At 53.0% G+C, this 12,816-nt stretch carries 10 protein-coding genes and 2 pseudogenes; 6 read left to right on the top strand and 6 right to left on the bottom strand.

Features of this window, described 5'->3' with window-relative positions; all coding sequences use genetic code 11:
• The first annotated feature begins 8 nt into the window (after positions 1–8).
• From BLS87_RS25335 to BLS87_RS25300, 6 genes and pseudogenes are all read left to right on the top strand, one after another.
• Positions 9–488, top strand: a complete 480-nt coding sequence (locus BLS87_RS25335; RefSeq protein WP_074756880.1) for a nuclear transport factor 2 family protein — start codon at positions 9–11, stop codon at positions 486–488.
• Positions 489–1,060: 572 nt separating this feature from the next.
• A complete protein-coding gene (locus BLS87_RS25330; RefSeq protein WP_062384669.1) occupies positions 1,061–1,273 on the top strand; it encodes a hypothetical protein in 213 nt (70 codons plus the stop codon).
• Between the two features lie 391 nt (positions 1,274–1,664).
• Positions 1,665–2,252 carry a hypothetical protein gene (locus BLS87_RS25325; RefSeq protein WP_238591778.1) on the top strand — a complete coding sequence of 196 codons (588 nt, stop codon included), beginning with the start codon at positions 1,665–1,667 and terminating at the stop codon, positions 2,250–2,252.
• Positions 2,253–2,395: 143 nt separating this feature from the next.
• Positions 2,396–3,042 (top strand): annotated as a pseudogene (locus BLS87_RS25320) (histidine phosphatase family protein).
• Positions 3,043–3,129: 87 nt separating this feature from the next.
• A pseudogene (locus BLS87_RS34765) lies at positions 3,130–3,607 on the top strand (hypothetical protein).
• Between the two features lie 1,018 nt (positions 3,608–4,625).
• Positions 4,626–5,498 (top strand): phage integrase family protein, encoded by an 873-nt coding sequence (locus tag BLS87_RS25300; protein ID WP_143024483.1) that lies wholly within the window; start codon positions 4,626–4,628, stop codon positions 5,496–5,498.
• Between the two features lie 1,150 nt (positions 5,499–6,648).
• Here BLS87_RS25300 and BLS87_RS34760 read toward each other — a convergent pair.
• The 6 genes from BLS87_RS34760 to BLS87_RS25265 all read right to left on the bottom strand — a co-directional run bounded on the left by BLS87_RS34760 (position 6,649) and on the right by BLS87_RS25265 (position 12,288).
• On the bottom strand, positions 6,649–6,984 hold the full coding sequence (locus BLS87_RS34760; protein WP_074756876.1) for a ubiquitination-like system serine protease family protein: 336 nt from the start codon (positions 6,982–6,984) through the stop codon (positions 6,649–6,651).
• Positions 6,974–8,365 carry a ThiF family adenylyltransferase gene (locus tag BLS87_RS25285; RefSeq protein WP_062384654.1) on the bottom strand — a complete coding sequence of 464 codons (1,392 nt, stop codon included), beginning with the start codon at positions 8,363–8,365 and terminating at the stop codon, positions 6,974–6,976. Before BLS87_RS25285 ends, BLS87_RS34760 begins: the two co-directional genes overlap by 11 nt.
• Entirely contained in the window at positions 8,362–9,459 is a 1,098-nt protein-coding gene (locus tag BLS87_RS25280) for a multiubiquitin domain-containing protein (protein ID WP_062384650.1), read from the bottom strand. The genes BLS87_RS25285 and BLS87_RS25280 overlap by 4 nt, the downstream gene beginning before the upstream one ends.
• Positions 9,460–9,890: 431 nt before the next feature.
• Positions 9,891–10,451 carry a winged helix-turn-helix transcriptional regulator gene (locus tag BLS87_RS25275; RefSeq protein WP_062384647.1) on the bottom strand — a complete coding sequence of 187 codons (561 nt, stop codon included), beginning with the start codon at positions 10,449–10,451 and terminating at the stop codon, positions 9,891–9,893.
• Between the two features lie 9 nt (positions 10,452–10,460).
• Complete coding sequence (locus BLS87_RS25270; RefSeq protein WP_062384644.1) at positions 10,461–11,570, bottom strand: hypothetical protein; 1,110 nt, start codon at positions 11,568–11,570, stop codon at positions 10,461–10,463.
• Between the two features lie 265 nt (positions 11,571–11,835).
• Positions 11,836–12,288, bottom strand: a complete 453-nt coding sequence (locus BLS87_RS25265) for a hypothetical protein (protein ID WP_062384640.1) — start codon at positions 12,286–12,288, stop codon at positions 11,836–11,838.
• Between the last annotated feature and the right edge of the window lie 528 nt (positions 12,289–12,816).

Here is a 12,816-nt window from a genome sequence, read left to right as displayed (position 1 = left end):
GCTTCGCTATGTCGTCCACTGCACAAACTCGCCCGCCACTTCCCCCTTTCACCCGCGAATCGGCCATCGAAAAGGTCCGCCTGGCCGAAGATGGCTGGAACAGCCGTGACCCGGAAAAAGTCTCGTTGGCCTACACGCTCGATACCAAATGGCGCAACCGCGCTGAGTTCGCGATCAACCGTGAAGAAGCCAAGGGCTTTCTGACTCGCAAGTGGAAGAAAGAGCTGGATTACCGCTTGATCAAAGAGCTGTGGGCCTTCACCGACAACCGCATTGCCGTCCGTTACGCCTACGAATGGCATGACGACTCAGGCAACTGGTACCGCTCTTACGGCAATGAAAACTGGGAATTCAACGAAGACGGCCTGATGGCCAACCGTTTCGCCTGCATCAATGACATGCCGATCAAGGAATCCGAGCGCAAATTCCACTGGCCGCTGGGCCGTCGTCCTGACGATCATCCTGGCCTGTCGGACCTGGGGCTGTAACAGGCTTCGGGTCTTTACACCTGAAACGCACAGGATTCAGGCCCAACAAAAAGCCCCCGGCAGCTGAGCTGTCCGGGGGCTTTTTTTCAAACTGTTATCGCGCTCGATCCATTTGGATCCTAAAACGGGGGTGCTGATAAAAGTCTGTAACAGACTGATTAATAGATATTTTTAATAGATATCAACGTTTCCAGACCTAATTTTGTAAAGCAAACTCCTTAAAAATCAGTTTGATAGCCATGGTTGAAAATCTGTAAAGCTAGCGGTTCCTGATTCTGTAAAGATCGAAAGAGGAAGCAAGGAGCCAGGAAAAATCGCTTGGAAGTGACGGACAAATCTGGTCTGTAAAGCTTTTCGTAAAGCTAGTAGCACAGCAGGCTGGAGCTAAAATAGAGGGCATTGAGGGCACAACCAGACGGTGTCATCATCTAGCCATCAGTAGGGAGAGGGATTTCCACAATGACGCCATTCGGATTACCGAGCTACCTGGCCATGAAAAGTGGGCGCCTAAATGGCTGTGCAGCAACCCACGTTATATGATTCTCAGTTGTAACCAGGCCACCAGAGCACACATGATTACTGTCCAGCGCCTCATAGCTTGGCTGTTCCCCGACCGCCGCCCCGAGCGTGAAAAAACGCGTGAGCGCGAGTTCATCCGGGCAGCAAACAGCTTCAAAACCCTCAGGGTGACACCAGAAGGAGGGATGTTTATTGATCCCGAAGAGCTCCGCGACCAGATAGTCGCCTCGCGTGAGCAGCTGAAGCATCTTGTCCGCAAACCATGAGCGCCTAGCACACTGAGCTACATCCAAAGCTCAAAGGGCTCAACTGATAATCAGTAACCACTTGGAATGAGAGCCCAACAGTAGAGGTTGTTGGCCTAGGTGAACAATTTTGCGATGGCAAGCTCATCAAGCGCTCGCAGGGAAAATCCATGCAGCCCCTTAACGCCGAGTCCGTTCGGACGCTAAAAGCACAAGGTCTCGACAGAAAACAATCTCGGAAAAGCTCGGGCTTGTCAGAAGTATCGTCCAGAAATATTGGAATACCTGAATCGGGCCCAGCAGGGTCAGCAGACGCTGACGTTCCGAGCTAGCTTTGGCCGAGCTAGATCGCTCGTGCTCTCGTTAAGTGACGGTACAATAGGCCAGTATTCTGTGGTCAGAAGGAGCTCACATGGACGAAACAGCAAGGTTTGCTTTTTACGAGAAAATTTATTTTTACGAGCTAGAGCGCAAAGAAAAGCTCATCTCTAGGCTCAACCTTCCCCTCGCCATTCTGGGCGTACTACTCTCATTTCTATCTTACATGCTGGGCAAAGCACCAAGCTCAGAAGACGGTTTTGCAGGCGTTGCATTTTGGATTTTGTACCTGTGCGCCGTGCTGTGCCTGCTTTGCGGCGCATATTACTTTCGTTCGTCATGGCAATTGCGCGACTTCGATAGAGGCCTGCCCACCTTGGCCGAATTGGAGAGGTACAGAGCAGATGCGACGGCTCATTTCGCAGTTCATGGAGAGAATGACGATGACGCAGAAACCTACTTCAAGACGATCATTTTGAGCTACTACATTGAGGGTGCAACCGTTAACACGGTGAACAACGATAAACGCGGTGCGAAACTCGTTTCGTTAGCGAATTACGTAACCCTCACCATGATTCTCTCGGTGTTGTCATTCGTTCCGTTCTATACCCACCAGCAGGAGCTAAACCATGAGCAATCAAAAGCCGCCGCCACCTCCACCCCCGCCAATGCGCTTCGTTAAAGATCACGGAAAAAACCTTCCGAAATCTCCGCCGCCGCCTCCGCCGCCCAAAAAGTGATTTTTCAGGGCGCAGACATAACGTCTGCAGCCCTGAGCCAAGCCTAGAAAAAAGGAATGTTCGATCCCATGCGAGTCTCCAGTTGGTGAAGCCTGTCAGGCTGATTCGTCATGGTGAAAGCGCGGCCAACGCCGGTGAAGCTAGCTTGGATCACGCGACAATTCCGCTCACCCGGAAGGGGGCTGACCAAGCGAACCTCGTGGCTCGTTCCTTCGCACATGCCCGGATCTGATCGTTGCATCGCCGTTCTCCCGAGCTCAGCTGACTGCGATGGCCACCGCCACCACTTTTCCTGCCGCACCAATTGAAACTTGGCCAATTCAAGAGTTCACGTACCTTGAACCAGCACGATGTGCAAACACGACTGTCGCCCAACGGCGTGAGTGGATCGACGCCTACTGGTCGAGATCAGATCCTGCGTTCTCGAATGGTGACGGTGCAGAGTCGTTCCTAGATTTCATGTCTAGAGCCCAGCTTTGCCTAGCTAGGCTGGCGGATCATCCTGCACAAGACATCGCGGTGTTTTCCCATGGGCAACTCATCAATGCGGTGGCGTGGCTGATCGAGCGCAGGCCGCAGACCATTGATGGTGGAGCTATGGCTGACTGGCGTGATTACGAGATCACTAATCAGGTGCCGAATTGCGGTGGCTACACGCTTACCAAGCGCGCAGACGAGGCTACCTGGCGACTGAGCATCTCTCTCGCTGTTGATGGTTCGGCTGGACCCTGAGCGCGGTGGAAACTTGCTGCATCTCAGTCTTCCGTCTTCAGGGTGTGTCCTGGCGATCAGTAGCGCAGACGCACAGAGGCATGTCACATGGTGCAACCGCTCTTCGATTTTGACCTCAAACGCGTTCCTCGCCGGCACTACATAACTGGCAAGGCCGCAATCAATTTCCCTCACCCAGCGTGCATCACCGGTGGGTGGCACTTCCTGTCGTACTTTGACCGAGGAGGCAGGCGTCGCCAAAGTATCGCTTGCAGGGATTCACTAGCCAGATACCGATGTGTTTTTCGGTGATACGGGCATCATTGATATCACCGAGCAGATGGGAGAGCGTGGCTGGCCCCAAGAGGACAAAAGGCTCTTTATGGCTGATCACTACAGAGCTGCAGCAGACATGGTAGTGAAATGGGCGTTGAGCGATTCAAAGCACTGCGGCGTAGAAGTCGCCGAATGGTTCCCTTCCCCTGAGGCGAGAAGTCGGCTCCTTGGGGTACTGGATCTTGGCAAGCCCAAGCTTTTGGAACTGAACAGGCTGCAGAGAGTGGAAGCTTGGCTAAGCTCGCAATAGGTGAGGAAGACATCCGCCTCACCGATCCTTCCCAGGCTCCTCGTACCAAGGATCCATCTCAACATTCGTGAAGCCCCAGAAACACGCCACATTCTGGGCGTCCTCTGGAGACGTCTCTAGCGCAGTGCGGCCCGCTGGGAAAAGCACTGCGTAAAACGCTATCGCTCGAGCCAACACATGTACGCAAGTTTGCAAAGCGACTAAGCCAAGCATTCGCTGATCCTCGATTGACTGAGCTTGCCCCATTTGCATTGAGCTGATGTAGGACGTGTGCGCGGATCCGCAAAAATGAGAGTACACGTTCTGAAAGTATTTTTTGCTGAAGCCTGCCCTTACCGCTTCATCCGTCCATGACCAGCCAACTCAAGACGATAATCAGCCCTCCAGCGGCAGCAAATTTAAGGCCTGTGGACGACTTCATGTGCGACCAATACGTCCAACTCATCACTTGGCGGAGACGGTGATACTCCATTTCCTGACGCGTGTTTCTGCGGTCTTCAGTAAATGGTCTGTACCTCTCCTGACTGGGATACTCATCGAGGAACCAGAAGAATCGATTGAGTTCCCATCGCCTTTCCCTGCGCCTTCGCTTCCTATACTGACGTTCAGACTTCGTCACGAGCATCAGCGTCTCATTTGAGATGGGGCTATCGCTCTCGGGTAGCGGTTTACTCTGGGATTCGGATATTTTTTTCAGAAGCCACAAGCGATCCTGTAGTTGTTAATGCTGAGAGCCAGCTTACCGGACTTCGATAATCAGCTAGCAATAACAGTACCCGTCCCCACACTGAGAAGATTGAGTGAAGAACACCGATGGGAATCGCCATGCAAGTCTCCCTCTTATCAACCAACCCACTGGACACCTGCTCTAACTGTGCTAGCGTAAGCTGATCGGTGCCCTAATCGAGCGGTCGGTTCGCGAAGGCGGTTAGCCATAGGGTGTTTCACTCCTTCTGCAATGCATGCACCCGACAAATGTCAGGGGGTAGCCGACACCGCTGACGAATTGGAGGATGCCATGCGCGTACCAATTTCTCTCGCTGATCTTCGCGAAAAACGCGGCTTCAACCGAATCGCTAAAAAACTACAGAAGAACTGGCCTGGGCCGGACTCGTTAACCTTATCCCTCGCCCACGAGGTAGCGGCACAGGGCTTGGGCTACCGCGACTACCATGATCTTCAACAATCAGCTGAGAAAAACGAACCCAGTAGCCACGCACCAACCGCTACCGATGTGAGGGCTGGTCTCACCACATCCATCCTCGCGTTCTGCCAGACAGGCAAGGTGACGGGCGTCGGTGAAACCGATTTCGATCTTCTGGCCGCATCACTACCGATCCAAGAGCTGGCCATCTTTCAACACCTCAACACAGGGCCAAGCTCTAAGGTAAGGCGCATCAGCACGGAACAACTGGTTTCTCTTGGGAATCTTGTCCGGCTGCGTGGGGGCCTCCGAGATCAATGTCTATTTGTGATGTTGTTGAGTGGCATCACCGTGGCTCGCATCGAGGCGGTCAAAGCGCAAGACATTTCTGTCTCCGAGTCGATAGTCAGGATCAAGCTAGCTGGCGACGAACTCACTGGGCAACCCAGATATGCGCGCTCGTTTCATCATATCTGGCCAATCGTGACCGATTACATTGACCAAGAAGATCTTTCTCCTGATGACTACCTGTTTCCGTCCCGCCTGGGCAAGACTGTTCCGATGAGCTCCCGTGAGATGAATAAGCTGATTTGCTCGTATCTCAAACAGGCATTGCCCGACCCCGCTTATTGGACTGCCCGTAGGTTTCGGCAGTCCCTGCTCTGGGACTTCATTGAGCCGATGGATCAGCAAGAGCACACAGGATCGTGGTTTGCTCGGCCCCCGGTTGTGCCTGCGTCCATCTAAAGCAATGATGAGGGCTCAGCCGCCATTCAGGTGCGGAGTCTGCCAGCTGCACCGCACACTAACGGGCATCCAATCTTGAAACGGGGCGCCCTTATGCGCGTTTGATCCTGGTGATCGTTTTGGGAACCCTGTGGCGCTGTTCAGCACATGGGAGCTTCAAACGCTGGAGACGATGCTGAAAGCGCTCTGATGGGAAAATGTTGTTCTTGGTGTCCCCTGCCCGTGCCGGCTGTCGTGAACCAAGCCGCCATGCGTCTCGGCCCTCTGGGCTTCCATCCATTACACCTGCGGCCTTCGGCCTGCGCGCTCCGCTTGCCTTTGAGGATACCAAGGTTGCCAGGTCTGGATGCTCCCATGACGACTCTGAGCGCCGGGCTGATCATTCGCCTCCGATGCACAATGAATCATCCCGCGTCGTGCCTCGCTCCCACCCAGGCACGCAAATTCCTGCTCCCGATTGGTCATTATGAATCAGCCCACCACTGCCTTACCCGAGATCACCGTCGAAGAGTTCAGGCAACGATATCCGCTGCTCTTTTCTGATCCCGCCGTTGACGACATCTACTGTAATCCTGGGTGGAGGGGAATCCTGCTGTCTCTTTGCGATACGCTCCAGGCTCGCCTTAAGCGGTACCCGGATGTTGCTCCAGTGACGGTCGGGCAGATAAAATCAAAGTTCGGCGAGCTTCGCTTTTTCTACGAGGGTGGAGACGCATACTGCGAAGGTGCCGTGGATCTGGCGGTGCAGCTTTCGTTGCGAACGTGTGAGCAGTGCGGAGCGCCAGGTACGCAGACGAGAGGAAGCTGGGTCAGTACCTTGTGCTCTAACCATGACGGCAGCAAAAATCAGCCGCTTACCGAAGGATAGAACTGTCTGCCAAACTGTTTGGCCGCCCGGACGGGAGCGGCTCTCGTGAACCATGCCGCCAGCTGTCGCTGGGGTCATGGCCCTATGGGCTTCGATCCTCGGCTCTGTGACCTTTCGGCCTGCGCGCTCCGCTTGCTTTGGCACCAAACATGCCCTCCTGTCTAGAACCAGCCTGACTGTCAGACGCCGTTATCCAGCGGGTCATTCTACTCTCCTTGATCTCGGAGCCAGATCCACTCCTATTGCCAAACACAAGCGTTCCTCGTCAGGCATTGTCGTAAGCTACACCCAGTGGACGCGTCCCTGCCGTAACCAAAAGTGAGATCTGCAACCATTGTTAAGCCAAATCGACGGGTGGAGTGATGGCTTCCCTGCTGAATCCAAGCTGTAACTCCAACGAGGTTTGGCCTCTAGGATTAACATCAGCTCGATAGTTCGACCACATCCGCAAGGGCATCGGAAACCGATGCACCAGTCCTCGTCAGCGTCTCTTGCTAACACCAAAGATCGAAAGGGTATCGTGGATGGCAGAGTGTCCCCTTCTACCACGACCAGGCGCCGAGAAGGGAGCAGTGGTTCGGCGCTGCGAATAAACCAAGCGACAATATCACGCAGCATTGGATTGCCTCCGACCAAGTGAAGGTATACCTAATAGGGGCTCCGAACACCCAGACGCCAGCAGCAGGTTGGCATGAATGGGCCAAAAATCCTCCCGGCAATAATCCTCTTCACAGCCTGACAAGCTGAATCGCGTCCGTGCGTAATTTGAGTTGGGTTCTTCTCTAAACGGAAAGGCCCTGGCTATAAATTCAGAAACGCAAGCAGAGGCTGCGCGCATGTTGAGAGTGATTACAGAGGGAGCCTCATCTTGTATTCCCTTGAAGTAGCCCAAATTGACTTGCTCTTCATGGGCGTCTTTGTTTACGCGAAGCAGATACTCCGCATGGAGGGATTCGGGGCTGTACACCCCACGTTCTTCTAAAGTGGGGCCTCCAGGCCGAACGTAATCGATACGCCCTGCGACGTCGATAATCGCATCATGACCATCGACGGTCTTGTAGGTGGGGATCGTGACACCCACGTCAAAGAGGGGGATCAGAAAAGCTGCCGCCAGACGATCTGCGATCATCCGCGCTTCTTTCGTATCGACACAGCTGAAAATGACATCAGCTTCTGCCGCTGCAAGGACTGCGTGCCTGGTTGCCAAAGAGTCGTTGATCGATACCGCCACATTCTCACCACGCATCCGTGTGATTGCCTGAGCAAACATTTCAGTCTTTGGCGTCGAAGCAATCGCATGCTCAACGGTCGAGTTCAGAATCCGGTTGAGATTCTTCAGCTCAACACAGTCATGATCGATGAGAATTACTCGTCCGAACCCTAGTCGTGCAACCTGTTCCGCGACAATAGACCCTGTACCTGAGACACCTACGACCGCTACCACCAGCCGCCTCAGATATGCCTTCATCTCCGAAGTGAAAGCCATTGGTGGGCACTCCGCCCTTGAATCAGCCCACCAGTAGTGAATGTCATGCCCAACAACTGTGACAAGGTCGATGAATGAGGGCACCATCAAACTGTTGTACAGCCGAGCCCTCATCTCACCGCTATCAATCATGATCGCGGAACCATGGGCTCTGTCTATGGCTTGGCAAAGGGCTCGTACGCTGATCGCGTCGCTATCATCATCAACTTGGGAGAACTCCAAGAAGCCACCAGGATGCGAATGCGTCAGAAGAATTGTCAGGCCCTCTTTCTCTGCTTGGTCTATAGCACGCTCAAGATACTCACCAGGCCACGTGATCGCATCCACCAACCTAACTTTGCAAGCTTCGTAAGGGACAGGTATCCAATCCTTTAGCAACAATTTCGTCCGAGTCCCCTCAAAACGTGAGCACAGCAGCACTGCCGATGCCTCCAGGCCATCGCCCGGGAACAAATGCTCCCGAAGCGCGGCATGATCGGCTTCAGCAAATACCAGTGAGGTATTTGCGATCATTTGCCCACCTCCTTGTGCAAGCAGCCATCGACCATCGACATCTGTGTAGCAATGCTGTCCGAGGCAGGATTCCAAGGACGATGCCGAGACCAGCCTTGGAACGTCTGACCGCCAATGACCGCTGTCACCTGAACGTTAGGGATGGGCATCCCGCTGCACAAGGCGACACTTGGCAGCAGATAAAACATATCGATCTGCGCAATCGGGTAGGCAGCTGGGATGTCCAAGGCCAACTGCACCTTCTCGGAGGTGTAACCTTCAGGAAGAACGTAATCCTGTATTACAAGCCAGCGACGCGGTTCGGATCCTGTTATGGGTTCAAAGCGAGTCTCCCAGCGATGTCCCATCGCATCGAGATAACTTGCGTCTGCTGGCAGAATGTCGAACTGGCGGAGCGGCGTCGATGCTGACTCGCCATTTGAAACATCGGCTGGGGTCAAGCGAAGCTTTTCAATGCCGGGAGTTGTCAGGTCGATCACATCGCTCATTTGCAGCGCGCGCTTCTCTTGGCCTTCAACCTTGAGAAAAATCAGCCAGTTGCCATTCGGATCAAGGCCAGCCAGAACTAAAGCATCCCGAACGGAGATGGATGGAAAATGAATGTCCAGAATCGTGCCTTGGACGTTCAGCTTCCAGATGCCAGGGCGAGTAATAAATCGTTCGGTGCCAGGAGCATCGAGATCAACCACAGCGCCATTTGAGATTTCCAAATCCGCTTCGTCTTCGCGTTCAAGCAGCAGGCGCTTATCCGATGGGACATCGGCCAGCTTGCGGATGATTTCACCGGTAATGGTCGAACGCAGCCATGGCAGGCGGACGCCATCAACCGTAAAGTTGTAGGTGCGATCTGAGCTGGCAACGATGAAGCGTTGACCATCCAGCACCGCGCCAACACCTTCATTCGGGCTTACATCTTCAAGCCCCGCTGGCAGCAGCATGAGGACGATAGCCTCATCGTCCGGCTTGAAACCCGCAGCCAATGCGATTTGCTGACCCGTTGGAGTGTGGTCGTGGATGATTACTTCGCGGTAATTCAGATTCTCATCTCCAATGTGAATGGTGATGGGACGCTGTTGATTTTGTAAGTCCTGCATGGTGTTCTCCTAGTGGCTCGGTATCGAGCAATAATTCGGTTCAAGATGAACCTGTCTTCTAGGAGATGGCTGCAATCATTCCCTTGACTGCCCGCCGAAGCACACGGATACTCACGTCGTTCACACGTGCTCGTGCCTTCAAGCGCAATTGGCGTTGCGCTGCGGTTGCCAAATCTCCGTTTCCTCTCCGAAATCCCTCTCAGCTTGCCTCCTATTTTTAGTGAGCCGCACGCTGATCTCTCGTGCCCCCAACCCCTCTGCTCCACATCTCTCAAGCGCTCCATGCGTTCGAGCTATGCCCTATTGGCGCTGTCCGAAGCCGTCCTTAGGCTTTGGAAGATAATTCTGAGTAAATGAAGCTGTTTACTCTATAGCGCAAAAAAAGGGCATAGACAAAAGCCTACACCCTTTTTCTGGTTAACGGAAGCCCTTTAAGCAGAACCGCCTGCTACCCGGTACACATACTCTCGACCGCCAGTTTCTGCGGTCTCTTCGATACGCATCACGTAGCCTTCTTCATAAAGCCGCTTGAGGCGGGTACTGGCATTCTGCACGCTGATAGCGAGAGCCTCAGCGACTTTCGACGTCGTGGACGAACGCTGGGAAGCGATGAAATCCAGTAGCGTCCGGCTGGATGAGGACTGCTCAGAGCCAAGAAAGCGACATTCGTCATCAGACCAATACGTGACAGGCTGGCCTCCAGAGACCGCTGCCGCTTGAAGATTAGCCACGATGTCTTCGTCTGGGAGGTCAGTTACATAGAACGCAATCTCATTTTTGAAACGCTTGATCGCGTAAACCAAAGCCTCTCGTAGAAAAGATACGTCTGCGCCTTCCAGGCCGCTAAAGGAGACGCCGATTACGCTAACTTTTCCGAGATTTTCTATCTCAGCCAATAATTTAGCGTGCGCAAGCTTGCCACTAGCGCTCCCGTAAGGATTCTTGGCGCTAGCACATTTGCTAAAGTCGATGGTGGGGATTTTCTCATTCATGGAAAGGATTTAAGCAGCGGCTAATTTTGTTGTCAAGAACTCAAAAACAATATGGGTGCCTGCTAGCTTAGGCAAATTCAAAGCCCATGTCGGTTTCTGTAGCTGCCCATTTTTGTACGACAGACAGACCGAAAAGGTCTCTTGCCTGATATTTATCGAAGCGTCTAATAGCTGCGCTTTAGTGAGAGTGGCATGCAGTCCCGCACCACCTTGCCCCGTGCAGCTTAAACCTTGTTCCTGCATCGCTCGCACGATTAGTTTTGGATCGGAAGCGCCGTCATTCGCTGGAAACTGCGCCGCAACCCCAGGCCAGTATTTCGCCAAAGCAGGGCGTAGCGTGGCACATATACCGGCACCGCTATCTGATATAATCGTCAACACTTTTGATTTGTTTTTACCGAAGTTATAGTGCTGCATCGCGGCAACACCAGGCACTTTAGTTTCCGAATGTCTTTGAACGTTGGTCACGGATTCAGCAACTATAGTAAATAACTTGTTCGCATGTAGCTTTCCAAATAAGTGCTCGTAGCTGTGCTTAATCCTTTCTGGAATGTTCTCTTCCGCTAAAGAATCTTTGATTTCCAAAAGCTCAACTAATCCCAAATTATTAGCCAAATACATTTGACCTTCAGACTCATCTGGACGATGCGGCAAAACGCATACTTCTTTATGCAACCGGGAGATAAAAGCTGCCCGGCTCAGATATGATAACGTACTGATATTCCCTGAAAAATCTAGGGACACTGCGCGCTTTTCGAGCGCCAGTTGATTAGCCAACGCAAGAATTTTTGCGATTGCACACAACATCATTGGCTTTCCGTCTCCAATCAGGATCCGAACTTTTCGATAGGGCAGCTCAAGGGGTGAACCAGCCTTCATCAGCTCCCGCTCTACGTCCCCGTCTTTGATCCATGAACCGTGGGTTTGAGAGGAAAAATCGACCACAAACTCCGATTTAAGATTCAGTGACCAGCAGAAGGCATCATCTTGTTGATATAGTGTCCTGCTGTCATTCAAAAAACGATTGACTTCTTTTTTGTCAAGGCCCAGTTTTGAAGCTATTTCACGGCCCTTTAGGCCTGGCTGCTCTTTTAAAAGAAGGGAAATCCGTCTCTGCATGGTAACAAACTCATATAATGCGCTTCGCTCATCCACCTAAGCGAGACAGCTATTTACGGGGGCATTGACAATGCCTAGCCCGATTGATCGGCTGCAGCTTTGTTATGATCAAGGATACACCAACAATGGTCACAGTGTAGTTTTCGTCAATGGCATCTGCACTCCGGATGCGCATGATGCAATTATCCACTCTGACCACACCAGGGTCTGCTAAGGATAGAGGCAAATTGAGGCTTTGCAGGCCTGTAGACATATCGAATCCGCGCTACAGCCCCAGCCCCTTTTTGAGAGCTTCCCAAGCTATTTTCGGCCCCGCTGCTTCAGTTGCCTTAAGCACTTTCCCGAGAAAAGCGAATTCTTCCTCGCGGTATGGCAGACACATTGTTGCACCAGTTTTGTGAATGAAGTGTTTACTAAGGTCGTCCAGGAGGTTGCCGGCATACTCAGCGTCTCGACCTACGCTGTGGAACTGCACGTAGCTCACCAACGCATTGCTGGCCATCAAGTACGCCGGTACCTCACTAGCCCTGCTTGAGTCGCCCTGGCACCACACAATTACGGACGCATCCTCCGGCTCTTGTTCGTCATTTGGCTCGGGCACAATCACGGTGCCGTCCATGAGTGATCGGGCTACGTGCATGCCGAGGATTTCTTCGCCGTGGTAAATCGGCGACAGATTTGCGATGAAGCTGACGACGCATTGCGCAGAGTGGGCCATCTCAAATCTCGCGCATGGAAAAGATATGACAGTATCAGGATTGCTGCCAATGCCTGCCCGATGTGGGGTATTTCCGGGCGTACCTACGGCATAACCAGCCGGCTGCCCTCCAATACGTCGATTCCAAGCTTGCATCCTCGGCGATCCAATGCGAGTCAGAGCTCACCACGGCGTTGCTATACCTTAGCGACAGATGCCCAGTGATGGCCGCATTCCGCCTCCCACTCCAACATTAATCTCTGCCGGTCATGGGTATAGGCACCTTCAGTGGCTCGGCTCTATGCTCGCCCGAAGCAACCACCCCAGCTAAGGCTGGACGACATCTGGCTTTCGTACAATTTGATATCCGGTTTGCCGAGACTCGGCGACTAGAGCCGCTCGAAGTTCGGCCAGTAGCCGCAGTCAGGCCGGAAATCAGTTCGTGTGCCCCCACTGTTGCCGCTGACCGAAAACTGACCCAGTAGAGGCTGTTCTGCCGACTGAAAACTGACCCAGGTGTTCAACTGCTTCTGCTCACTTTTTGAGCAG

The sequence above is a fragment of the Pseudomonas abietaniphila genome (genome assembly GCF_900100795.1).
Taxonomy (GTDB): Bacteria; Pseudomonadota; Gammaproteobacteria; order Pseudomonadales; family Pseudomonadaceae; genus Aquipseudomonas; species Aquipseudomonas abietaniphila.
This window is presented reverse-complemented; position numbering and strand designations above follow the sequence as displayed.